This is a genomic window from Marinococcus sp. LNSP9103-4, assembly GCF_056034345.1.
This window is the reverse complement of sequence record NZ_JBQLIA010000002.1, coordinates 226817-248947: the sequence shown is the minus strand read 5'-3', so window position 1 is coordinate 248947 and position 22131 is coordinate 226817. Positions and strand designations below refer to the sequence as shown.

Here is a 22131-nt window from a genome sequence, read left to right as displayed (position 1 = left end):
AGGATTAGCTCAGCTGGGAGAGCACCTGCCTTACAAGCAGGGGGTCGGCAGTTCGATCCTGTCATCCTCCACCATTTATTATATATCGCGGGGTAGAGCAGTCTGGTAGCTCGTCGGGCTCATAACCCGGAGGTCGTCGGTTCAAATCCGTCCCCCGCAACCAATAGGGCCTGTGGTGTAGCGGTTAACATGCCTGCCTGTCACGCAGGAGATCGCGGGTTCAAATCCCGTCAGGCCCGCCACTTTACTTTTATTCATATTGACAAACAAAATGAATAAGGTATAATTTCATTCGAGTCGTAAACATTTCACTCGAAATCAATCATTCAATATGGCTCGATAGCTCAGTCGGTAGAGCAGTGGACTGAAAATCCTCGTGTCGGCGGTTCGATTCCGTCTCGAGCCACCATTTAAAAAACGCCGGTCTAGCTCAATTGGTAGAGCAACTGACTTGTAATCAGTAGGTTGGGGGTTCAAGTCCTCTGGCCGGCACCACGTGGAGGGGTAGCGAAGTTGGCCAAACGCGGCGGACTGTAAATCCGCTCCTTCGGGTTCGGCGGTTCGAATCCGTCCCCCTCCACCACTTATACAGGGGTATAGTTTAATGGCAAAACAGCGGTCTCCAAAACCGCCAATGTGGGTTCGATTCCTACTACCCCTGCCATTTTTAATGCGTTATGTTCATATGGCGGTTGTGGCGAAGTGGTTAACGCACCGGATTGTGGTTCCGGCACGCGTGGGTTCAATTCCCACCAATCGCCCCATATTGGATAATGGGCTATAGCCAAGCGGTAAGGCATCGGGTTTTGGTCCCGTGATGCGCTGGTTCGAATCCAGCTAGCCCAGCCAATTGCGGAAGTAGTTCAGTGGTAGAACACCACCTTGCCAAGGTGGGGGTCGCGGGTTCGAATCCCGTCTTCCGCTCCATTATTAACATAAGCATTGAGCCATTCTCTGGAATGGCGGTATAGCCAAGTGGTAAGGCACGGGTCTGCAAAACCCTTATCCCCCGGTTCGAATCCGGGTACCGCCTCCATTATTAAAGAGAAGCAAACGCCTGCCGGGGTGGTGGAATTGGTAGACACACAGGACTTAAAATCCTGCGGTTGGTCATCAACCGTGCCGGTTCGAGTCCGGCCCTCGGTACCATTTTTCAGTTAAACGGCGAAGTGGCGGAACCGGTAGACGCGCTTGACTCAAAAGAACACACGCCATATTTTCGCTATTAAATACTGTTGTGTCGGTAGATTGCCGAAATATAGACGATGGCCTAACCGCTGAAAAATAAAGCGAAGTCCACTCGTTGTCTAGCGACGCACTATTAATATTATTATTCCGTTTGCCCTTTTCGTTATAAATACGAAAGGGGTATTTTTGTATGGCACGAAGAAAACGGTTTATTGACGAAGGTAACGAAGGCTTTCATGCACTCACTTTAGACGAAGCTGTGGAGCGATTTATTGAGGACCGTCACATTATGAATTTGAAACCGGCAACTATTAGTTATTACGAAATTGAATTGCGTATGTTCAAACGCTATTTAGAAAAAGCGGACATTAAAACTGTTAATGACGTTACCCGCGACCATATTCGCACAAATGTTATTCGCCATATGCAGGAGTTGGGGCGGAAAGAATCGTCAATTAACGCAAAACTCCGCGCGCTGCGAGCGTTCTTTCATTACCTAGAGAACGAAAACTTAATCGAAGAAAATCCGATGGAAGGCGTTTCTTTACTGAAACAGCCGAAAAACTCTGTTGAAGCTTTCACTGCTGAGCAAGTGCGCGCATTATTGTCTATGAATGACAAGCGGACGTTTGTGGGCATGCGTGATTATACTATTATGCTGCTCATGCTTGAAACTGGCATGCGTCTGGGTGAAGTAATTAATTTAACGTTAGAAGACGTACAGCTAAGCGAAGGATTTATACGTATACGTGACACGAAGAACTATGAAGAAAGAAACGTACCAATTCAAGCAGAAATGAAAAAAGTATTTTCGAACTACTTGCGCATACGTGGTGAGCTGAACCACGGGACGGTTTTTGTAAACGTTGACGATGAACCATTAACGAAGCGCGCGTTACAAGACCGATTTACTCACGCCGGGGAACGAGCTGGCATTAAAAATGTACGAGTAAGTCCGCATACATTCAGGCACACATTTGCCAAGTTTTCGGTCATGAATGGCTGTAATATTTTTGAATTACAATACATGCTCGGGCATAAATCACTCGACATGGTGCGTGTGTACGTTAACTTATTCTCGAAAGATGTCGCCAAAGGGCATAAACGATTTAGTCCAGTAAGTGGGTTATTTAAAAAATAAATGACACACATGCCGGCCGGCAGTATTCAAAATTCACCTATAAAATTCCGCTAAACTCTAGGGGGAAATGGAAAATGGGTAAAGTCTATTATGAAGAAAACTCGGTACTACGTGACCAATCGCAAGTGTTAGCTATTCAGTACAAAGCAGGCAATACCGGAGTAGCCGGAGAGCTTTACGAATTGATTCACGTTAATTTTGCCGAAGGGTATGCCAAAGCCTTAGCAAACGGCGGTGCTAAACGACTTATTTCGGAAACCGATATTGTGAGCGAATTTGGTTATAAATTCATGCGGGCATTGGAAGTGTGGGACACCACGAAAGGGCCGTTTCTCTACTACGTAATGAGAACGTACCGTTTCGCATTTAACGATTTAATTCGGAAAGCGAAAATACAACGCAGATACGAATCGCTGCAAGACGACATTATTAACGGGTTAAAGCGCTACGCCAGTCGTACGCTAATAACGGAAGACACGTTCCGAATTGGCGAATTTCGCTCGGGCTTTCTTTTGCGCATGAGTGACGCAGAACGCACCGCCCAACAGCGCTACGTATTACGAAATATTTTTGAAAATTGCAACGATTTTGAGCGTAAATTGTTAGCAATGTATGCCGACGGCTCTAGCTACCGTGCCATTGGCGAAGAATTAGGAGTGTCGCATATGAAAGTGAAACGAACGCTGAACTCGCTCGCGCAATATTGCGACGTGAACGGCGTCGACGTTATTGCCGACCTGTTAGCGGGGTAACTACTTTAGAACTGTACGTCATGTTTCGCGAAGACCTTCGACTAAACGAGGGTCTTTTTTTTATTGGTTACAACATTCCGTGCGGTCGTCTTAACTTATGAAAGGGGGGAAACTTTTTACGTTACACGGGGCAAAATCTGCGTTTTAGGGGTAAAAGGGGGAATTACTATATGGATTTTCACGAAATCAAAGACCGCACTTTACGTGCAGAGCGTATTGATTTTTTCATTGATGTTTGCAAGAAACTTTGGGACACGAAAAAGCTACCTGCGTGGTTACTAGACGAGCTTGCCGATGAATTGTTGTACGAAGAACTTACAGACAAGAATCCGCACAAAATCGCACATACAGAATACCCGTTTTTATCGTCCCGGCAAATATTTTACCGGCTGCGACGGGAAGGTCCACTAAATGAAGACATTTCGGCTTCGGACGGTAAGAAACATACGCCGCCCCTAAGAAGGGTGCGTAGTGACTATGAAGAAGAGAAGCGCGGCGAAATTATTAGCCATAATGCAGAACGCCGCAGAAAATATGAGCAATCGGTAAAACCAAGCGAAGTCATAACGTATTATGTTAAAGTCTCTCCGGTTAAGTGAACGAATTACACCGCCCTTTGCTGTTATTTGCGAATAAAACGCTATGGGTAATACTAAGACAGCCCCTATTTTAATCGCTTCTCTATAGGGCGCACAGGGGGCAGTTTATACGCTACATTACAATAAGACCTTCGCATAAACGGGGGGTCTATTTTTATACCGTTTGTTCGCAAAAGTAATAGGGGGGCTTTTTGTGGAGGATTTCTGAAACCTTCGTATGCAGTTAGTTGAATTTCCCGCGCGTATAGCTATACGGTTATGCGCCCCTAGCTATTGCCATTTCAGCGGCAGGGTTTTAAGTAAATACCTGCGCAAATTAGTGTACTGTTCACTGCATTGAATACACGCTTATTTGACGTGCAATAATATATCAACTCATACGGGGAAATTAGCGCAAGCTACGCAGGAATAAAGCTCCGTAACTTGCCGATAACTTATGCGTATATAACGGCAGAATTTTACGTGAGTTTTACACGGGTATTTACGGGGGGAAAAGCGCAAAGTTTAAGCAGGGAAAACGTGCATAAAACGTCAGAGAAACCTATACGCATTTACGGGGAGAAATACGTACATTTATGTGGGGGAAAAGGGCAGGGAAACCACAGGGGAATTGTCCTCTTAAATTCGCTAGCAAGCCCAGGAATTTACGAGAGGGATTTTCTGCACAATTTCAGTGAATAATTGTGGTATTTTTACCGGCTATTTTAAAGTACATTGCAGTAGTATTCGTCTGAACTGCGAGTGGCAATACAATTTGTTACGCAACGTAAACGTTCGGGGTCGGAATAAACGAATTAACTTCGTATTAAACTTACGTTGGTTAAACGTTAATTAACGATGTTAACAAACAAGACTTACGTTCACGTTGCGATTGCTTTCGATTATTAAAACGTTTTGTTCGCGCAATGGCTTATTAACTTACTTCGTTACATTGTCGTTGTTAGTTACATTTATATTTCGCAATCACATCAGCCAAACACTTCGATTACTTTATTACGAATATGCTTCGGTTACACTCCGTAAGTTATGAAATTAAATAAATTATATTTGCGAATGAGTAACGATTAAAAAGAATTTACCTGCTTCGCGACCTGCGAGAGAGACCCCGCAAAACATCGACCCCCACGAATTTAAAACCACTTCGCTATATTATTATTTTATTCCGATTGTATTTCGAAAAGTATTAATGTCTTGTCGCTGTAGGTACGCGGTTGTTTCGCTTACTTCGCTAGATTGGCGGTATAGCGCAGCGATTGCGGACGACGGCGACGGCTGCGGATAACCGGCGAGGGGGCGGGGGAGGTCAGCGGAATTACCGCGGGCCGGACGTGTCCGACTTTGCGGCAAAATTTATAACTCGGAACCCTTTCGAAGCCCCACCGTTGCCCCTTCGAAGCCATACCGCTCCAAATTAACGCCAATATTCGTTTTAATGCGCTTTATTTCGCTAGAAATCGCCTATTGCCGCCCGCCCTCTTAACAAAGTCGCAGAAATAAGCTATACTAAACCCCGACTATTCTCGCAAAGGACGGTATTTTACATATGACAATCGAAATTGACCCGTCGTGGACGTTCACACGGTCGAAACGGGCGCACAAGCTGCGGTGGTACGACGCCAACGGCCGCGCCATAGCCGAATACTGCCCGGACTGCGGCGAGCCGTACCGACTGCGGGACGGTTGCTTCGAATGTTTAGACGACAATAACCCACATACCGGGGACTACCACGTTTACCGCGTCTTAGATTTTGCAGACAATGTTATTTATGTTGGTAGGAGTACAGAAATACGCCGCCGTATTTTTTGTCATTTGCGGGAAGTAACCCCGCGCAAAACACCGTTATTTCATGTGCGAAATACAATTAAAGGCGTGGACATTGCGAAGACAACTACATACGCTGACATGTGCCTATATGAAGTTTATTACATAGCGAAATACAAACCACGGTACAATAAAGAATTTGCCGGCAACGATTTGCCTAGCGTAGAACTGCCGGAGTTGAAATGGAATAGATTCGACATTTAAATAAGTTACACTTGCCCTCTTCTTCGTCTTAACTTACGAAGGGGGGCTTTTTTATGTAATGTAACATTTAAAATATTTGCTGTGGAATTTTCTGCTAACGCTGAAACCGTTGCTACATAAGGTTTTTGAATTGGGAAATTTTAGAGGGTTTCATTTTAGTGCTTTTCATGGTGATTGTTAGTAAGGAGTATTTTATAGTTTGTTTTTTGTTATTCAAAAAGGGCGTTTTATTTGTTCGTTATAACAAACAATATTGCCCCTCAACAATACTAAAAAAGTAAGGAGGTTCACGTAATGACAGAGCTTGAAAGTATTGTGACACCAATTGACGAAAGGTTAACCGGAACACAAGTTAAGACAATTCGAGAAGTTACGAAGAAATCGCAGAAGGCTTTCGCCCATTCTATCGGCACTGCACCAAATTATTTAGGAATGATTGAACGCGGTGAAAGGCGGTTAAGCGACGAGATTTATAATCGAATAAAAAAGCGGTACGGACTCAACAACCGCCAAATTTATACGTTTCTTTATACGCGAGGTCTGCTTAATGCCGACCAAATTAAATATATGCAACGGTCGGGTATGTTAGAACATGGCGGCGAATAAAAGCCGCTTATTACATAACCACTACGCAGAATAGCGGTTATGTTGTATAGCTTGCGGTTCTTTTCGAAAAAAGGTTCGCCGCCTTCCGGCCGCAAGCGACATATTTTTTAACGCACATACCGGTTTAGGGCAAGGCCGGGTGTGTGCGGCTACATAGCCCGGCTATAGCGACTAGCTACCGCTGAAACGGATTTTTTCGCTTCCTCCTAAAAATAAGCGAAAAGAACCGCCGGGCTTACTTTTTTAATATTGAAGGAGGAAAGGAGGAAAACAACCATGAAAATACACCTTAAAGAAAAACATTTTAAGAAAGTAGCGGCAACAAGGGAACTTGCGGAGCGTGCTTATGTAGAAGTAACGAAAGGGGGTAACTTTGTGCAAGTTCAAAAGTCAGTATTTTCACCAGAAATGGCTGCGAATATAACAGAAGCCTTAGAAAAGCGGGGTAAACCATGTCGGGCGGCAAATGTCTCAAATGTGCTACGTATTTATATGCACCTAGTTAGCCACACAAACGGTGACAGTAAAGGTGTTTTAAAAGGTTTTAATGACCATACTGTAAAACAAATAAGCGAATTTACTGGGCTTTCAGAAGAAGTTATAGGCACGGCAACAAATGTGCTTCACGAAATAGGTTTAATTGTGAAGCTAAGAGTAGAATTTACAGACGGAAAATGGCATAACATTTACCACCGAAATTGGAACGTTAAGTCCGCTAAAGTTTATATAAAAGAGCGCAACGACATCGACATTTACGAGAACATGTCGGTTGAAGAACTGCGAGAACTTGCAGTGAATTAGACAGCCCCTTCTATGTGGGTACAGACAGGCCCCAAATAAAGGGGGTTGTTAAGGGGGCGGAAATAGGTACTGTCTACCCCTGTAGTTAGGGGGACTCTATAATACCATGTAATACCGTAGTAATAACGAGTAATATAAAACATTACGCTACGCAATAAATAAATTTATTGCTTGCGTGCCTTTGAAAGAAAAAGAAAGAGCTTTTACGCAAAAGAATAACCGCAAAGGTAAATGAATTAAAGAGTGCGTATTCTCTTAAAAGAGAAAAGGTCTTTAGTAGTGAACGGGCCGCGCAACTAGTACGTCACATATTGCGGGAAAGGTTTAACACGCTCTAATAGGCCATTGTGTGACCCTTATAGCAACAATTTAAAAAGGGGCTGCCATAATATTACCACGGAAATTAATTTTCAAATTCGCTATATTACGCAGGGAGGGGAATAGAATGAGCCGAAAGTTTTCAAACAGCACCGGTATGACCACTGAAAGTCCGAATGACCGTCATGCCGCATGGATTATGAAGCTGACAAAAGCAACGCCTGAATTAAAAAACGCAGCGCCAGTTGCCGATAAGCGCCCGCCATTTGCAATTTCTTCGAGAGAATGGCAAGCGCACCGCGATAGAAATCGCCGCGAACAGTTGAACCGGTTACGGGCGCAGGTAGAAACGGCGAACGGCCACCGCAAAACGGCGTTAATTCAACACATCAAGCGTATCGAAAGCGAGTTGGAAACGAAATAAAACCGGAGGGAAAGCGATAATGGAAAATGAATATTATGTAACGAGTTCAACAGACGATGGACGCGGCGGGCAGTTAAGCGGCGGGTATGTGTACTCGCTTGAACCGGAAACAGCCGCGCGGCTAGAAGAAAAAGGGTTAGCCCAGAAGGTGGTACAGCCGGCATTACAATCGGTTGAACAAAAAATAGCGGGGGCGGTAGACGCTTACAAACGCGACATTGAAGCAATCGAAAACAGTCCATACGAAATGACGGCAGACGGAAAAGCGGCCCAGATTGCGGAAAAGAAGGCAGCGCTTGAAACGAAAATAAGTGAACTTGAACAACAGTACGCCGAAACCGTAGACAAATTGGAAATGCAGGCCGGAACGTTATTGCGTGAGGGCGGCCCGCCGCTGCCGTTGGAAACGAAAGAAAAAGTTACTGACTTCGCGGAAGGCGTGGAAACCCATCTGTTAATGGCGGACGATTATCGCCACGCCGATTTATTGCGTATGTATGCGTTACAGGCGGCAAGCATGAGCGAAGGCGAGAAAGACCATTTACGGAAGCACTTTGCAAAGGTTGCGAAAGCCGCCGGGCAGGACCGGGCTACAAAAGAAGAGCTGAACGGCTTTTACGACAGTTTACAGACGGCCACAAGCCGCAAGTATGAGAAAGAGCTTACGCATTTACAGGCGTTGCGCGGTAAGAGTATTACAGCTCCATACACGGTGCTAAAGACCACGCACGCCACATATAGGGGAGCGCGGTAACATGGCAAAGGAACCTAAAATTTATACGCAAGCTGACCTGAACCGCGTAATTAAAGCAGAATTAGCCGCGGCCCGCGCCGAAAGCGAACAGCGAATTGCGGCTATACAAAGAGAGTGGGAATGGAAACGCCGTCACCTTGAAGCGTGGTATAACCGTCAGATTGCGGAAGTGAAAGAAGAAATTGCAGCGTTTGAAGCAGCCACCGGTCAAAAAGTGAATGTTCCCGAAAAGGAAACCGGGGCCGGCGATTGATATGCACCAAATAGAAGACGGGTACAGCCGCGAGAAACGCCGCGAACTTGAAGAAGAGTTGCGGCGCAAGCTCCGGCTATTACGTTTCGAATACTCCTACGAACGAGCGAAATTAAAAGCGGAATACCATGAAAAGCTAAAGAAAATTAACAGGAGCTGAACGTTATGGACGAAAAGAAACCGGCCGTAAACCCGGATTACGAGACAGAACCGAAGCCGGCGGGCGGTAACGAGCCACCGGCAGCAGACGACAAGCAGACGGAAGAAACGCCGCCGGCCGCATTTTCGGAAGAAGAACGAGTCGAGCTAAAAAGCCACCGTATTAATAAAGAGGTTGCGAAATTACCAAAAGACGAGCAGGAGAAGGCGAAAGAATTTATTGAATCGGAATACCCGGACGCCTACGAGAAAGACGACATTGACGCCGCAGTCAGTGAATACCGCCGGCTTGCGTTGATTGAAGACGCTATGCGGCCCGTAGAGCCGTCACTACGAAACGGCCCACCTTCTCACAGCAACGGCGCCGGTCAAAAGAGCGCATACGAGCAGGGGCGCGAACTAGGCAAACGATTAAGCAAGCGACCATAAGACGACGACGCCGCAGGCCGCGGGGAGCTTGCGAAAATAATCGAAGTACACCGCCACTGGGGAAAACCTGGGGCGCGTATGTTTTATTAGGGGGCTGCCAATGAGCATAATAGAAGCTATGGGTTACTGTAGACAAGCGTTCAATGATGGGTTAATCGTAATTTCGTCACCGAAAAGAGAGATTACAGATTTACGAGTCACATTTAAAGCAATGAAGTTACTACGAAAAGACATTCAGCAAAGAGTGAAATGTAACTCTAAGAAAGAAATAGAAATTGCTAAAGCGTTGAATAACTGCCTTCATCACTTTGGTCGATTTTTAGAGATGGAGATGCGCCGTGTACAATTCGGCGTGAACGTTTCCGAAAAAACCTTACTAACGGAGTTAGAAAAAGCCCATGAAGCAGGCAAGCTAGCAAGCAAACTTTTTGAAGAAGAATACCCCATAGAAGCTGCCCGCATGAATATTGGTGTCTAATCAATTAAAAATAAGTAACCACGAAGAAGCAGGGGCGAACCCGCTTCTTTTTTTTATGCTCAAAAACATTTTATAAGAAAGGAGGGAAAGAAAGTATGGCGGACATTAGTTTTATAATAAAAGCCGTTGACCAGTTTAGCGGCGTTTTTAAAGACCTTCAATCAAAGCAGCAGGCAATCGGTCAAGGCATGCAGAACGTCGGTACAAAGATGATAGGCGCAGGCGCAGCAGTAGGCGCAGGTGTAGGTATGGCCGTAAAAACTTACGCTGACTTTGAAAGTAGCATGAACAGGGTGGGCGCACTTTCTGGTGCGAACGACAAACAAATGGGACGGTTAACCAAAACAGCGAAACAACTCGGAGCTGACACCGCCTTTAGCGCGAATGAAGCGGCAGAAGGCATGCAGTTTATGTCAATGAGCGGTTACAGCGTTAACGACACAATAGCAGCTATGCCGGGGGTGCTTGCTGCGGCGGCAGCCGGTCAAGTGGACGTAGCAACAAGCGCAGACATTGCGAGTAACGTTATGTCGGGCTTCGGTATGCAAGCGAAGGACACGTCGAAAATTGCCGACGTATTAACGAAAACATTCACCGGTTCGAATACGTCAATGGAAAGCGTGGGCGAAACCATGAAATACATTGCGCCTATTGCGAACGCGGCGGGGTTTTCACTGGAAGAAATGGCGGCAGCCACCGGTATTTTAGGGGACGCCGGTATACAAGGGTCACAAGCGGGTACAGCGCTTCGTGGCGTAATTAACCGCATGGCGGCACCAACGGGTGCGGCAGCGGAGTTAATGGACCAACTCGGAATAAGCGTAACGAACAGCGACGGGTCTATGAAGTCGTTTGCGCAAATTGTCGGACAGGTTACAAGTGCAACGGACGGCATGGGCGAAGCGCAAAAATTGTCGGCAGTAAAAACGCTCGTCGGGGAAGAAGCGGCAAGCTCATTCCTTGCGCTTATGGACGCCGGGCCGGGTAAGCTACACCAATTTACGGAATCACTCGAAACCGCCGGTGGAACCGCGGAACGAATTGCAAACCAACAACTAGAAGGGCTAAAGGGAGCTTTCGAGGAATTAATGGGGTCGGTCGAAACAGCCGCAATCACATTCGGCGAACAATTGGCCCCGGCGTTTGAAGGCGCGGCGAACGGAATTAAGTTGTTAGTAAACAAATTCACTGCATTACCGGCTCCTGTTCAACAGTTTATCGCGGTATTCACGGCGTTAAGCGCTGTTCTATTACTTGTAGGGGGCGGAATAATGCTCTTAGTCGGCCAATTAATGTTAGCGTGGCCGGCGTTTGTTGGAATTGCTGCGGCATTAAAAATTACCACGCTTGCCCTGTTCGGTTGGATTGCGGTTATTGCAGTTGTGATTGTCGCCGTTGTCGCGCTTGTAGCAGCTATTATTATGAATTGGGACCAAATTAAAGCGAAGACTGTTAGCATATGGAACGCGATTAAAGCCGGCCTGCTCGCGGCATGGAACGGTATTAAGTCCGCCGCAACATCGGCATGGAATGGTATAAAGGCGTTTTTCTCTACGGTGTGGGAAGGTATTAAAGGACCGGCATTAGCGGCGTGGAACGGTATTAAAGCCGGATTACTTGCGGCATGGAACGGTATTAAGTCCGCCGCATTGACCGCATGGAACGCCATTAAACAGGTATTCGTTTCCGCGTGGGAAGGCATTAAGGGCGTATTCGACCGATTTATGAAATCGGAAATCGGGCAAGAGCTGCTGAAAACGCTCAACGTATGGAAGCAGTATTTTGTCGATAAATGGAACGAAATTAAGACCGCGCTTGTGGCCGCATGGATTGCGATAAAAACACGGGCTACTACGACATGGAACGCTATTAAAGCCGTGTTTACGATGGTGTGGGACGCAGTAAAAACACGTTTCACAACGACATGGAACGCCATTAAAGCGGCGCTTATAACCGTGTGGACAGCGATTAAAACACGGGCTACTACGACATGGAACGCCATTAAAGCCGTATTTACGACGGTATGGGACGCGGTGAAAGCACGATTCTTGACGGTGTGGAACGCTATAAAGGTAGCATTACTTGCCGTGTGGAACTCGATTAAAGCGCCGGCAATGGCGATTTTTAACGGGTTGAAAACGTACTTTTCGACATTATGGTCCTCTACGAAAGCATTGTTTATGACGGTATGGAACGGAATTAAAACGTTTTTACTTTCAATATGGAACGGCATTAAATCGGCGGCTTCTACCGTTTGGAACGGAATAAAGCAGTATTTCGTGTCCCTGTGGGACGGTATACGTCAATATATTATAGGTGTATTACAAATGCTTCGCGGTGATTTTGCGCAGGGCTTCGCCAATATTGTTAACGGTATTATGACGGTGTGGAACGGCATAAAAGCATTTTTCGTGGCGCTATGGAACGGGATTAAAACCATATTCATGACCGGCGTTACCGCTGTATGGGCGTTTATTCGCACCGGTTTTCAAGGTATGGTTACGTTCATTACAAGCGTGTGGGGCGGCATACAAGCGTTTTTAACCGGCATATGGAACGGTATCAAAGCTGCCGCCATTGCGATATGGAACGGGCTGAAATCGTACTTTACGACGCTTTGGAACGTTATTAAAACGGTGTTCACCGCCGCATGGAACGGCATAAAAGCCGCTTTACTCGCCGTCTGGAACGGTATTAAGGCCGCAGCAATGGCGACATGGAACGCATTAAAGGCGTATTTCTCGACGCTATGGACATCGGTCCGCGCCGTCTTTACCGCCGCGTGGAACGGTATTCGTGCCGCACTCATGGCGGTGTGGAACGGTATTAAGTCTGCCGCAACTTCGGTGTGGAACGGTATTAAAACCGCGTTGCTTGCCGTATGGAACGGATTACGGGCCGCAGCGACGGCCGCGTTTAACGGTGTGCGCAACGCCATTATGACGATTTTTAACGGGCTGAGAAGCGGGGTCGTCTCCATATGGAACGGCATACGTTCGGCCCTCGTTGCGGTATGGAATGGACTAAAGAGCGCAGCCCTTGCCGCGTGGAACGGTATTAAGTCCGGGCTTACGTCCGCGTTTAATGCCATGCGCAACGTTGCGGTGAACGTGTGGAACGCCATACGGTCAAGGTTGGTTGCAATATGGAACGGCATTAAATCGGCGGCCACTTCCGTATGGAATGGCATACGCAACGCAATCAGAACCGCCATTAATGCGGTACGCAGCGTTATTCAAAACGGCATGAACCGCGCCCGTGCGATTGTACGAACGGTAATGAACGCTATACGCACGACGTTTACGACCGTGTGGAACGCGATTCGGAACACCGTCACGCGCGTCGTGAACGCGGTCCGCAATGCGATTCAGAACGGCATGAACCGCGCCCGTTCGGTCGTGCGTTCGGTGCTTAACGGCATTAAGAGCGTGTTTACGACTGTATGGAACGCCATTAAGAACACGGTCACTCGCGTTATTAACGCGGTGCGTAATGCGATTCAAAACGGCATGAACCGGGTGCGCTCGGTTGTTCAGCGCGTAATGAACGCAGTTAAGAACGTATTCCTGCGAGTATGGAACGCCATTAAGAACACCGTAACTCGCGTTATTAATGCGGTGAAAAACGCCATACAGAACGGCATGAACCGAGTACGTTCGGTTGTTCAGAACGTAATGAACCGGGTTAAGTCGGTCTTTCAAAACACGTGGAACCGCGTTAAAACAATCGTCACGAACGCCATTAACCGGGTTAAAACCGCAATAACAAACGGCATGAACCGGGCGCGGCAGGCGGTAGCGAACGCCATGTCCCGCATGATTAAAAGAGTACGCAGCTTTATCGGTAAATTCGTTAAAGCCGGCCGCGATTTAATCGCCGGCCTTGTGCGCGGTATTAAGAAAAAAATTAGCGGGGCGGTAACTGCGGTTAAAAAAGCCGGGGGCAAAATCGTTTCCGCGTTTAAGAAAGTAACGAAAATCGGTTCGCCGTCGAAGGTCTTCGACCAAATGGGCGGTTGGTTAATGGAAGGTGCGGAAGGCGGTATACACGACGCTATGAAGCTGCCAATTAGCGAAGTTATTCGCGCCGCGCAGTTAATGAGCGAAGCGTTTCGCGACAGCTTAAAACTCATCGTCCCACAACCGGACGACATCGAACCGGGCGGCGTGGGGCCATTCGCACCGGCCGGCACCGGTTACAGACCGGAACGGTTGGGCGGACCGAAGCCGCAGCGGTCGAACGAACGGCCGGCGACCACAACGGAAACACGCAGCGAACCGAAGCAATACGTGTTCGTAACGAACCTTGACGGTCGGGAGATTGCGAGAGAAATATACGAAGATGTGGACGGCCATATTAAACAGAAAGAAATTCGCGACAGACGCGCTCGCGGAGAGTTTTATTAACGAAAAAAGCCCTTACTCATTGCGAGTAGGGGCGATTTTTTTGTTTTACATAGAGTGATTACGGTTATTAGAAACACGGAATATACGCGCTGGGTCTGATTCACCTAAAGCAGCCGCGATTTTTTCGATTGTAGCTAAGTCGATTCGTCGTGACCGCCCGGCCACTATGTCTCTTACGGTATTATAGCGAAGCCCCGTAGTAACTGAAAGTTGGTGTGTATTCATTCCTTTTTCTTCTAATAATTTGTCGAAATTTAATTCTAAGCGCATTATATTTACCTCCAAAGGTGCGGCATATACGAACTCAAATAGGGTAAATTCCCTATTGCGGTTAAGCGCAATATAGCTGTATAATATGAATATACCATAAGAGAGGAGCAATAAAAATGACTGCCTTACAGGTGAACGGTATGAAAACTTCTTTTATGTTTCGTTATTTGCAAGGTGAAGACATTTCGGAAGACTTGAATATTATGGGTGTCAAAAGTGAAATGGTACGCGCGGAGCTTACGGGGATATTGACAGCGCTTCGACCGCAATTAGTTCATAAAGAGCAAGACATCGATTTATTGGAACGCACAGAATTTGAAAACGAGTATTTATGTTCAATCAGTGAAGAAGAAGAGAACGCCTATACGCAATTAGACAAAAAAGAACAAAATGAATTATTACGTGAGTTTGCGGACACTGTAAGGGAGGTTTATTACACGAAAGACTGCGAGTGGTTTGTTTGGGTAATTTAGTTACAGGCTCGGTATTTACTCGTAAGTAAATGCGAAAGGGGCGGCGAAAATGCGAAAACTATTTAAAATCGCATTATGGGCAATGGGCGGGGTAGTAGTGGCAGTTATATTGATGGTCATTGCGGGCGGTATATTAACGGCGATTTATGGGCCAGTAAAACAAACGACACCTGAACCGGTCGAAGAAACACAAACGGAAGAAGTCGAAGCCGAGCCGCAGACAAACGAACCACAAGAAGACAAAGCCACAGATGAACAAGAAAAAGAAGAACAAGCGAAGCAAGAGAAAGATATAAAGGCTAAGAAAGAACGTGAACAAACGGAACGTGAAGAGCAGAAACAAGCAGCGAAGCAAGAAGAGGAAAAAGAACATGAAGAAGCGGAGCAGCAAGAACGCCAAAATGAACAAGCGGCACAGGAACGTAAAGAATCGGAACAGGAGCTTAATAAGCAAAAGGAGGATTCGACAGTTAATAAGGAAGAATACCGCAAGCAGTCGGGCGAATACCTGTTGAATACTGGGGAAGCGTTAAGCGACCACGGCGCGGTACTAAACGACTTATTCGAAGACCCGACGAATTACGACACTTATGCCGATGTTCAATCGACACTGTTCGAATTGCGAGCCGCAGCGGTAGAAACGGATATGCCCGAAGCCCCCGAAGAGTACGCAGCATTTGACGAGAACTTAACCGACGTGCAAACTACGGTTATTGCCTACGTAGAAGAAGCACCGGTTATTTACGACGAAATTCATTTCGACGGCAATTACGAGAGTATGGACGTATTGGAACAGCACGTAACCGACATTAATGACGTTATGGTCGAACTTAACGACAGCATGCCGGAAAAATAAAATCGAGTAATTTTCAATTCATGGTTTACAACGACATGCCGGCGGTGCTAATATAAATAACGTTGGCGCGCTAGATTGTGAACGTTAGATTTCGAGAATATAACGAAGGGCAAACGAATATAGTGCGCACGTATACCGCATAAACGGTAGTTAAACGGCGAAGTGGCGGAACCGGTAGACGCGCTTGACTCAAAATCAAGTGTCCTCTGGACGTGTGGGTTCGAGTCCCACCTTCGCTACCATTTAACGAGTCAGGAAGACGTTTCTAAAGGGAAACGTTATTTTTATGTTTAATTTTAAATACCGAAGCTAACCATAAAGAAAAAGTCTTTCCTTTTCAAAAAAAGGAGAGACTTTTTTTATAATCATGAAGAGAACTCCCAAACAGGAGAAGCTGCCCGCAGCAGTCGGCTTTCTGAGGTGCCGCCATGTATTTGAGTAAACATGTCCCCGACCACCTGGGTGAGTTCAGCAGCAGACTCTTTGGAAAGCTGGGGCCGCATAAAGGTTAATTGTATTGCTGTCGTAGTTGAACGACTGGTCCGGCTGTAAAGACTTGGCCCGCTTAATGAGCCCAGTGTTTTCTTGCGGTCCTTGGCTATAATCTGTCCGTACATCGGATGGACATGGTTTTCACTAATCTTAAGCTCATCCTGTTCAACGCCGAAACCGATTTTCAAATAATCGAAGACAGAATCTGCATCGATTAATATAATCGGGGTTTCATACTGCAGGTTAAAAAAATGAATGAGGTCTTCCCCGGAATGCTCGGAGGGAGTGGTATTATTTTCCTGTAGGTTTTTGTACAGCTGCTCGTGAAGAGGTGGGAGAGACCGGTCGATAAGTCCTGCCTGTTCTAATATTTGTTGCCACTGCCGAACACCTGTATAGTCATAGATAGACTGGTCAAGCAGGTCCATCTGGATTTGTTTATGAAAGAAGTCCACCCGCCCCCGAAGCATCCCCGGGGAGTCATCAATAACGATGTCACGGTAGATGTTGACGCCGCATTGAAAAGAAGGAATAATTTTAAAAACAGAAGAAGAAATAGAAATGTCTTTGATCATATACATCCCCCTTTGTGTCTAGCTCATAGTGTATCATATCACTTTTACAGACTCCGGCGAAACGATTTATAAAGGAGGGCCGTCCATGCGAACGGCAGAGGAATTAAAAGAGGAGATTCAGGTGTTTGCAGAGTCTATCGGTATCGATAAAGTAGGCTTTGCTTCTGCTTCTCCCTTTGTGACTTTAAAAGCGAGGCTGAAAGAACAGCAGCGGCTGAACTACCAGTCGGGCTTTGAAGAAGACGACATTGAAAAAAGAACGCACCCCGAGCTGCTTCTGACTGAAGCAACAACGATTATCTCTATTGCCCTCGCATATCCGACGAAGCTTCCGGAGGCTCCAAAAAATCGTCCTGGAGCACGCAGGGGCCAATTTTGCAGGGCCTCCTGGGGTAAGGATTACCATGACGTTCTGCGGGATAAATTAAACCAGCTGGAGGCCTTTATACAAGAAACCGTGCCTGGGGCCGAATGCAAATCCATGGTTGATACCGGTGAACTATCGGACCGGGCGGTTGCAGAGCGCGCCGGGATTGGATGGAGTGGCAAAAACTGCGCCATTATCACTCCTGAGTTTGGTTCGTATGTATATTTAGGCGAAATGATTACGACGCTGTACCTGCCGGAGGATACACCCCTGATGGATCAATGCGGCACGTGCAACCGCTGTGTGGATTTATGTCCAACGGATGCTTTGATCCAGGGTGGGCAGCTTGACGCGAAAAAATGTATCGCTTATCTGACGCAGACGAAGGAATCCCTGCCGGAGCGCTACCGCCATAAACTAGGCAATAGATTATACGGCTGTGACACCTGTCAGCAGGTGTGCCCGGAAAATAAAGGTGTGGATTTTCATAATCATCCAGAGTTTGAACCCGACCCGGAAGTGGTCAAGCCACTGCTTGAGCCTTTACTAACCATTTCTAACAAAGAGTTCAAAGAAAAATTTGGGTATATTGCGGGCTCCTGGAGAGGAAAAAAACCAATTCAGCGTAATGCGCTGATCGCCCTCGGCCATATGAAAGAAAAATCCTCGATACCAACGATTATACAGCTTCTCCGTAACGATCCGCGGCCGGTCATTCGCGGTGCCTGTGCCTGGGCTTTGGGAGAAATGCCTACGCAGGAAGGGATGGAGGCCCTGCACAGTGCTAACAGCAGAGAAGAAGAGGCAGAAGTGCTTGAAGAGATTGCAAAAGCATTGGATAAAACCTCCCCGGAACGAGTATAATAGAAGAAAACGTAATAAGGAGGGTCTTCATGGAGGCTTGGGCTGCATCACAAGCAATTGGTGATATCGGTGAAGTGACCATAGTATTATATGAAGGTCGTATCTGTATGCTGAATTTCGGTTCCTTGGAAGAAAATGAAGACCGGATAAAGCTTTGGCTGAAGAAGCATATTGGTGCTTCCTGCGGACTGCGGAAAGAGCTGCACCCCGTGCACGCAGACGTGTTTCGGGAGCTCGAAGAATATGCAGCGGGTGAACGCACAACGTTTACCGTACCGCTCGATATGAGGGGAACGTCTTTTCAAACGAAAGTGTGGCAGGCACTTCAGAGCATTCCTTATGGAGCGACAAAATCATATGCAGAAATTGCTGAAGAGGCCGATTCCCCGAAAGCTTTTCGGGCAGTGGGAATGGCTAACAACAAAAATCCAGTTTCCATAATCGTGCCATGCCACCGGGTCATTGGGAAAGATGGAAAAATGGTAGGCTTCGGCAGCGGAGTACACTTAAAGGAAACCCTGCTCGAATTAGAAAAAGCGCAGGCAGTTTCGCGGTAGGAAAAGAAGGAGAGAGCGACTTGGCTTTACATGTAGTATTATTTCAACCAGAAATACCGGCGAACACCGGAAATATTGCAAGAACATGCGCAGGAACAGACACCCACCTGCACCTGATACGGCCGCTCGGTTTTTCCACGGAAGACCGGATGCTGAAGCGGGCAGGCTGTGATTACTGGCCAAATGTGCAGATTCACTATTATGATTCACTCGAAGAATGGATGGATACGTATCCGGAAGCGGAGTTCTTCTTTGTAGAAACAGTAGGCTCATCGTCGTATGCCGTTCATGACTATTCAGATCCTGTGAAAGACTATTTTTTTGTGTTTGGACGTGAAACAACCGGTCTGCCGGAATATGTGACAGAAAAGTTTCAGGAAAATTGCATCCGAATACCCCAGAATGATAAAGTCCGTTCCTTGAATTTGTCCAATACGGCCGCTATTTTAGTTTATGAAGCACTCCGCCAGCAGGCATTTCCACAATTACAATAATGAAAGAGGGATCAAGATGTACGTTGTTATAAATGAACTCGAGGTACCAGAAGAAGCAAAAGAACAAATCCAGGAACGCTTCGGTGCCAGCGCTGAAAAAATGAATCAGGTACCGGGATGTCTGGAATTTTTGTTTTTAGATGAAGCGACCGAAGATGGAAAACAGCTTGTTTTCACTAAATGGGAAACCAGGGAAGATTTTGAAAACTGGCTCGAAAGTGACTCATTTAAGTCCTCTCACCGTGCAGGAGGGCAGGAGAAAAGAGAGAGTGCAGCTACCGGTAACCAGATCCGACAGTTTCGCGTAGTCCATGCCAGTTAAACCCGGAGGCTCGTGGTGAAAAATGCATATTTAACCAGTCACTTTCCGATTCTTGCCATTTTATTTTTTTGTTTATCCTTTGGCATTTGGTCGCAGCAGTATATCGCCGCCTTTTTAGAATCAGCCGGCATTTATCAGGGAATGCTCGAATTTTTCTCAGACAGTGGCATTAAATTGACTATGCTTTTTGTGCTGATGCTTGCGTTTTTTATGATTATTGCTGCATTAAAATTAATTTCAGACACGATGATGGGGCTGTCACTGTTATTTTTTTTGAGTGAAGAAAAAGGGGATAGCCGCTCCTATCTTCAGAGCTGCGCCTGGATTTATTTAATGGCAGGGGGAGTGTCGCTGTTCCTTACTTCTCATCTCTATGTACTTGGAGGGCTTTTCATAGGAGCGACGCTTGTTTCCTTTGTCTATTTGATCATCCGACTGGCTCCTTCCCTTCGTTTTGCCGGAGTGGCTGGTTTTTTGCTTCTTCATCTATCCTTCTGGGGGCTTTTTATTTTTAGTACAGGGTACGCCGGTTTGCGGCTGTACAATAGTTTTCTACATAGTTTGCCAGTATAAAAAAAGCGGACGGCTAAGGCTGTCCGCTTTTTTCATATAGTAAGGGGTACATCGCTTTCCAGAAAGAGAGGGCGCTGTCTTCAGGATTTAAAGGACGGGGGTCGTCGTATCCGTGCCAGACTCCCATGGTATATCTGCTGTCATAGCCGGCAAACCAGCTGTCTTTAGTATTGTTTGATGTACCGGTTTTCCCGCTGACGTCTTCAAAATCTTTCAAGGTTGAAGCCGTGCCTGAAACGGCGGTGGTGCGAAGGGCTTCACGCATCTGGTCATTTGTTTCCGGAGACCATACAATTATTTCCTTCTTTTCCCACTCAAATAAAATTTCTCCATCTGCATCAGTAACAGAAGTGATAGCGCGCGGCGGCTCATACGTGCCATCGTTGGAAAATACGGTATAAGCACTCGTCAATTCTACCGGGGAGACCCCGTGTTCAATACCGCCGAGGGCGGCAGCGTATTGCCTGTCTTCCGTGGTTAATTTTTGCCACTCAAATTTTTCAAGATAGTGAAAGGAAGATTCCAGCCCGGTTTGATGCATGAGGCGAAGGGCGGAGGTATTGTAGGAAAAGGCAAGGGCATGTTCAATCGTTACCCTATCCTTTGCCGTTCCGCCTTCATTTGCGGGACAATAGGAGGCTGCGCAGTATTTCTTTGTGGAAACCAGGTCGTTAATAGAGCGCTCTTTTTCTTCAAGGTATGGCCCGTAGACGAGCAGCGGCTTCCACACCGAGCCTGGCTGCCGGTATGCCTGAAAGGCCCTGTTAAATTCATGTTCCCGATAATCTGCCCCGCTGCTTATGGCCGTAATAGCGCCGGCCTCGTGATCAGCAATGACAGCGGCTCCTTCAATGCCCCGCTGCTGCCAGTAGGAGCGGGATTTTTCTGTGAGCATGGTCTGGAGCTCAGAGTCCATGGCGGTATGGATAGTAATGCCGGATTGAAGGCGCTGTTCTGTTCGTGTGTTCAGCTCTTCGTAAAGAGCTTCTTTTTCGCTTTCCGATGCCTGACTGATCTGTTCAGTCCAGCCTTCATTTTGTGCAACGAGCTGCCTGAATTCATGTTTTACATAATCGGTGTAATCAGGATAAGGGTTGGCTTTGCTTTTTTGTAAGTCCACAGAGACAGTTTCCTGAACGGCCCGTGAATTTTCCTCAGCAGTTACAACACCGGTCTCTTCCATTTTATCCAGGATCCACTGCTGCCGCTCCCGCGTATGGTCCGGATGATCAATGGGGTGGTAGTAGGACGGATTGGCTGGAATTGCAGCGAGAAAAGCTGTTTGTGCTAGCGAGAGGTCACTGCTTGGTTTACCAAAATAAGAAAGACTCGCCGTTTCAAATCCGTAAATCCCTTCCCCAAAATAAATAGTATTCATATACATTTCCAGAATTTCATTTTTTGTATAGGTTTGTTCAAGCTGATAGGCAAACAGCACTTCGGCAACCTTTCGTTCATACGTCTGCTGATGGTTAAAATAAATATTTCTTGTCGCCTGCTGGGTAATCGTACTTGCGCCTTCTTCAATACCTCCGCTGCTGGTATTGCTTATAAGAGCCCGGACAACGCCTAAAGGGTCAATGCCCTGATGCTCGTAATACTTTTGGTCTTCCGTCGCAATAAAAGCAGCTCTTGCACGTTCAGGAAAATGGGGGAGAGATACGTATCTCCGGTTTTCCCCGGGCTGAAATTCAGCAATTTGACTGCCCTGCCGGTCGGTCACGTAGCTGTTCTGGGCAATGGGCACGCCGGAGACGTCAATCTGCTCTTCGAGGAAAGAAGAGAGAGCCTGGGTACTGCTCATCTCCTTTGCAAACAACCAGGAAACGATGGTCCCGCCGATGATAAACAACAGTATCCATAGAAGCCCTAAAATTTTTCTCATGTGTGTAATTCCTTCGCTTAAGGATATTTATTATATCGACAAAGAGAGCTTTAAGGTTTAAAAAGGAAA

22 protein-coding genes and 12 tRNA genes are annotated in these 22131 nt (G+C 46.6%); 31 read left to right on the top strand and 3 right to left on the bottom strand.

From position 1 onward, the window contains the following. Positions 1 to 86 precede the first annotated feature (86 nt). From ACTRXG_RS02775 to ACTRXG_RS02665, 23 genes are all read left to right on the top strand, one after another. Positions 87 to 163 (top strand) — tRNA-Met (locus ACTRXG_RS02775). A 3-nt stretch (positions 164 to 166) separates the two neighbouring features. After that, positions 167 to 242: transfer RNA gene (locus ACTRXG_RS02770), tRNA-Asp, on the top strand. Between the two features lie 91 nt (positions 243 to 333). Beyond that, positions 334 to 409 (top strand) — tRNA-Phe (locus ACTRXG_RS02765). Between the two features lie 10 nt (positions 410 to 419). Beyond that, positions 420 to 495 (top strand) — tRNA-Thr (locus ACTRXG_RS02760). Positions 496 to 498: 3 nt separating this feature from the next. Further along, positions 499 to 583: transfer RNA gene (locus ACTRXG_RS02755), tRNA-Tyr, on the top strand. 7 nt (positions 584 to 590) lie between these two features. After that, a tRNA-Trp gene (locus ACTRXG_RS02750) sits at positions 591 to 664 on the top strand. Positions 665 to 688: 24 nt separating this feature from the next. Next, positions 689 to 764 (top strand) — tRNA-His (locus ACTRXG_RS02745). A gap of 10 nt (positions 765 to 774) precedes the next feature. Beyond that, a tRNA-Gln gene (locus tag ACTRXG_RS02740) sits at positions 775 to 849 on the top strand. Positions 850 to 852: 3 nt separating this feature from the next. Next, a tRNA-Gly gene (locus ACTRXG_RS02735) sits at positions 853 to 927 on the top strand. Between the two features lie 34 nt (positions 928 to 961). Beyond that, positions 962 to 1036, top strand: a tRNA-Cys gene (locus ACTRXG_RS02730). 23 nt (positions 1037 to 1059) lie between these two features. Beyond that, a tRNA-Leu gene (locus tag ACTRXG_RS02725) sits at positions 1060 to 1149 on the top strand. 229 nt (positions 1150 to 1378) lie between these two features. Beyond that, on the top strand, positions 1379 to 2329 hold the full coding sequence (locus tag ACTRXG_RS02720) for a tyrosine-type recombinase/integrase (protein WP_474283986.1): 951 nt from the start codon (positions 1379 to 1381) through the stop codon (positions 2327 to 2329). Positions 2330 to 2454: 125 nt separating this feature from the next. Beyond that, the gene (locus ACTRXG_RS02715; protein ID WP_474283984.1) at positions 2455 to 3081 is read left to right on the top strand and encodes a sigma-70 family RNA polymerase sigma factor; all 627 of its coding nucleotides are present in this window, start codon (positions 2455 to 2457) and stop codon (positions 3079 to 3081) included. 170 nt (positions 3082 to 3251) lie between these two features. Continuing rightward, a complete protein-coding gene (locus ACTRXG_RS02710) occupies positions 3252 to 3680 on the top strand; it encodes a hypothetical protein (protein WP_474283982.1) in 429 nt (142 codons plus the stop codon). Between the two features lie 1543 nt (positions 3681 to 5223). Beyond that, a complete protein-coding gene (locus ACTRXG_RS02705) occupies positions 5224 to 5706 on the top strand; it encodes a GIY-YIG nuclease family protein (RefSeq protein ID WP_474283980.1) in 483 nt (160 codons plus the stop codon). 294 nt (positions 5707 to 6000) lie between these two features. Beyond that, positions 6001 to 6312 (top strand): helix-turn-helix domain-containing protein, encoded by a 312-nt coding sequence (locus tag ACTRXG_RS02700; RefSeq protein ID WP_474283978.1) that lies wholly within the window; start codon positions 6001 to 6003, stop codon positions 6310 to 6312. A 276-nt stretch (positions 6313 to 6588) separates the two neighbouring features. After that, complete coding sequence (locus ACTRXG_RS02695) at positions 6589 to 7113, top strand: hypothetical protein (RefSeq protein ID WP_474283976.1); 525 nt, start codon at positions 6589 to 6591, stop codon at positions 7111 to 7113. 445 nt (positions 7114 to 7558) lie between these two features. Continuing rightward, positions 7559 to 7855: a hypothetical protein gene (locus ACTRXG_RS02690; RefSeq protein ID WP_474283974.1), complete on the top strand. Its 297-nt coding sequence runs from the start codon at positions 7559 to 7561 to the stop codon at positions 7853 to 7855. A gap of 19 nt (positions 7856 to 7874) precedes the next feature. Continuing rightward, entirely contained in the window at positions 7875 to 8609 is a 735-nt protein-coding gene (locus tag ACTRXG_RS02685; protein WP_474283972.1) for a hypothetical protein, read from the top strand. 1 nt (position 8610) lies between these two features. Further along, entirely contained in the window at positions 8611 to 8862 is a 252-nt protein-coding gene (locus ACTRXG_RS02680) for a hypothetical protein (protein WP_474283970.1), read from the top strand. A gap of 165 nt (positions 8863 to 9027) precedes the next feature. Then, on the top strand, positions 9028 to 9450 hold the full coding sequence (locus ACTRXG_RS02675; RefSeq protein ID WP_474283968.1) for a hypothetical protein: 423 nt from the start codon (positions 9028 to 9030) through the stop codon (positions 9448 to 9450). Positions 9451 to 9550: 100 nt separating this feature from the next. Continuing rightward, the gene (locus ACTRXG_RS02670; protein ID WP_474283966.1) at positions 9551 to 9928 is read left to right on the top strand and encodes a hypothetical protein; all 378 of its coding nucleotides are present in this window, start codon (positions 9551 to 9553) and stop codon (positions 9926 to 9928) included. A 95-nt stretch (positions 9929 to 10023) separates the two neighbouring features. Then, positions 10024 to 14334 carry a phage tail tape measure protein gene (locus tag ACTRXG_RS02665; RefSeq protein WP_474283964.1) on the top strand — a complete coding sequence of 1437 codons (4311 nt, stop codon included), beginning with the start codon at positions 10024 to 10026 and terminating at the stop codon, positions 14332 to 14334. Positions 14335 to 14379: 45 nt separating this feature from the next. On the opposite strand, the gene ACTRXG_RS02660 is transcribed toward ACTRXG_RS02665, so the two are convergent. Beyond that, positions 14380 to 14604 carry a helix-turn-helix domain-containing protein gene (locus ACTRXG_RS02660; protein ID WP_474283962.1) on the bottom strand — a complete coding sequence of 75 codons (225 nt, stop codon included), beginning with the start codon at positions 14602 to 14604 and terminating at the stop codon, positions 14380 to 14382. A gap of 116 nt (positions 14605 to 14720) precedes the next feature. Here ACTRXG_RS02660 and ACTRXG_RS02655 point away from each other — a divergent pair, with 116 nt between their 5' ends. The 3 genes from ACTRXG_RS02655 (at position 14721) to ACTRXG_RS02645 (ending at position 16175) form a co-directional block, all read left to right on the top strand. Further along, positions 14721 to 15077: a hypothetical protein gene (locus ACTRXG_RS02655; protein WP_474283960.1), complete on the top strand. Its 357-nt coding sequence runs from the start codon at positions 14721 to 14723 to the stop codon at positions 15075 to 15077. Between the two features lie 49 nt (positions 15078 to 15126). Further along, positions 15127 to 15933, top strand: a complete 807-nt coding sequence (locus ACTRXG_RS02650; RefSeq protein ID WP_474283958.1) for a hypothetical protein — start codon at positions 15127 to 15129, stop codon at positions 15931 to 15933. Positions 15934 to 16089: 156 nt separating this feature from the next. Next, a tRNA-Leu gene (locus ACTRXG_RS02645) sits at positions 16090 to 16175 on the top strand. Positions 16176 to 16298: 123 nt separating this feature from the next. On the opposite strand, the gene ACTRXG_RS02640 is transcribed toward ACTRXG_RS02645, so the two are convergent. Beyond that, entirely contained in the window at positions 16299 to 17000 is a 702-nt protein-coding gene (locus tag ACTRXG_RS02640) for a hypothetical protein (RefSeq protein WP_474283956.1), read from the bottom strand. Between the two features lie 85 nt (positions 17001 to 17085). Between ACTRXG_RS02640 and queG the strand changes: the two genes are divergently transcribed. The 5 genes from queG to ACTRXG_RS02615 are packed head-to-tail and all read left to right on the top strand — an operon-like array spanning position 17086 to position 20177. Continuing rightward, entirely contained in the window at positions 17086 to 18231 is a 1146-nt protein-coding gene (queG, locus tag ACTRXG_RS02635) for a tRNA epoxyqueuosine(34) reductase QueG (RefSeq protein WP_474283954.1), read from the top strand. Between the two features lie 29 nt (positions 18232 to 18260). Beyond that, positions 18261 to 18788 carry a methylated-DNA--[protein]-cysteine S-methyltransferase gene (locus ACTRXG_RS02630; protein ID WP_474283952.1) on the top strand — a complete coding sequence of 176 codons (528 nt, stop codon included), beginning with the start codon at positions 18261 to 18263 and terminating at the stop codon, positions 18786 to 18788. A gap of 20 nt (positions 18789 to 18808) precedes the next feature. Next, complete coding sequence (trmL, locus tag ACTRXG_RS02625; RefSeq protein ID WP_474261675.1) at positions 18809 to 19282, top strand: tRNA (uridine(34)/cytosine(34)/5-carboxymethylaminomethyluridine(34)-2'-O)-methyltransferase TrmL; 474 nt, start codon at positions 18809 to 18811, stop codon at positions 19280 to 19282. Positions 19283 to 19298: 16 nt separating this feature from the next. Continuing rightward, positions 19299 to 19604, top strand: coding sequence for an antibiotic biosynthesis monooxygenase family protein (locus ACTRXG_RS02620; RefSeq protein WP_474261677.1), 306 nt, complete (start codon positions 19299 to 19301; stop codon positions 19602 to 19604). A gap of 15 nt (positions 19605 to 19619) precedes the next feature. Continuing rightward, a complete protein-coding gene (locus ACTRXG_RS02615) occupies positions 19620 to 20177 on the top strand; it encodes a DUF5366 family protein (RefSeq protein ID WP_474283950.1) in 558 nt (185 codons plus the stop codon). 13 nt (positions 20178 to 20190) lie between these two features. Here the strand turns inward: ACTRXG_RS02615 and ACTRXG_RS02610 are convergent, their stop codons facing one another. Further along, a complete protein-coding gene (locus ACTRXG_RS02610) occupies positions 20191 to 22062 on the bottom strand; it encodes a transglycosylase domain-containing protein (protein WP_474283948.1) in 1872 nt (623 codons plus the stop codon). Positions 22063 to 22131: the final 69 nt, after the last annotated feature.

What these genes read in the sequence shown, in the direction of transcription:
- ACTRXG_RS02665 (WP_474283964.1), top strand. Translation starts at nt 10,024, where the DNA reads ATGGCGGACATTAGTTTTATAATAAAAGCCGTTGACCAGTTTAGCGGC.
- ACTRXG_RS02705 (WP_474283980.1), top strand. Translation starts at nt 5,224, where the DNA reads ATGACAATCGAAATTGACCCGTCGTGGACGTTCACACGGTCGAAACGG.
- ACTRXG_RS02690 (WP_474283974.1), top strand. Translation starts at nt 7,559, where the DNA reads ATGAGCCGAAAGTTTTCAAACAGCACCGGTATGACCACTGAAAGTCCG.
- ACTRXG_RS02700 (WP_474283978.1), top strand. Translation starts at nt 6,001, where the DNA reads ATGACAGAGCTTGAAAGTATTGTGACACCAATTGACGAAAGGTTAACC.
- ACTRXG_RS02685 (WP_474283972.1), top strand. Translation starts at nt 7,875, where the DNA reads ATGGAAAATGAATATTATGTAACGAGTTCAACAGACGATGGACGCGGC.
- ACTRXG_RS02720 (WP_474283986.1), top strand. Translation starts at nt 1,379, where the DNA reads ATGGCACGAAGAAAACGGTTTATTGACGAAGGTAACGAAGGCTTTCAT.
- ACTRXG_RS02680 (WP_474283970.1), top strand. Translation starts at nt 8,611, where the DNA reads ATGGCAAAGGAACCTAAAATTTATACGCAAGCTGACCTGAACCGCGTA.
- queG (WP_474283954.1), top strand. Translation starts at nt 17,086, where the DNA reads ATGCGAACGGCAGAGGAATTAAAAGAGGAGATTCAGGTGTTTGCAGAG.
- ACTRXG_RS02640 (WP_474283956.1), bottom strand. Translation starts at nt 17,000, where the DNA reads ATGATCAAAGACATTTCTATTTCTTCTTCTGTTTTTAAAATTATTCCT.
- ACTRXG_RS02695 (WP_474283976.1), top strand. Translation starts at nt 6,589, where the DNA reads ATGAAAATACACCTTAAAGAAAAACATTTTAAGAAAGTAGCGGCAACA.
- ACTRXG_RS02655 (WP_474283960.1), top strand. Translation starts at nt 14,721, where the DNA reads ATGACTGCCTTACAGGTGAACGGTATGAAAACTTCTTTTATGTTTCGT.
- ACTRXG_RS02710 (WP_474283982.1), top strand. Translation starts at nt 3,252, where the DNA reads ATGGATTTTCACGAAATCAAAGACCGCACTTTACGTGCAGAGCGTATT.
- ACTRXG_RS02620 (WP_474261677.1), top strand. Translation starts at nt 19,299, where the DNA reads ATGTACGTTGTTATAAATGAACTCGAGGTACCAGAAGAAGCAAAAGAA.
- ACTRXG_RS02610 (WP_474283948.1), bottom strand. Translation starts at nt 22,062, where the DNA reads ATGAGAAAAATTTTAGGGCTTCTATGGATACTGTTGTTTATCATCGGC.
- ACTRXG_RS02660 (WP_474283962.1), bottom strand. Translation starts at nt 14,604, where the DNA reads ATGCGCTTAGAATTAAATTTCGACAAATTATTAGAAGAAAAAGGAATG.
- ACTRXG_RS02670 (WP_474283966.1), top strand. Translation starts at nt 9,551, where the DNA reads ATGAGCATAATAGAAGCTATGGGTTACTGTAGACAAGCGTTCAATGAT.
- ACTRXG_RS02630 (WP_474283952.1), top strand. Translation starts at nt 18,261, where the DNA reads ATGGAGGCTTGGGCTGCATCACAAGCAATTGGTGATATCGGTGAAGTG.
- ACTRXG_RS02650 (WP_474283958.1), top strand. Translation starts at nt 15,127, where the DNA reads ATGCGAAAACTATTTAAAATCGCATTATGGGCAATGGGCGGGGTAGTA.
- ACTRXG_RS02675 (WP_474283968.1), top strand. Translation starts at nt 9,028, where the DNA reads ATGGACGAAAAGAAACCGGCCGTAAACCCGGATTACGAGACAGAACCG.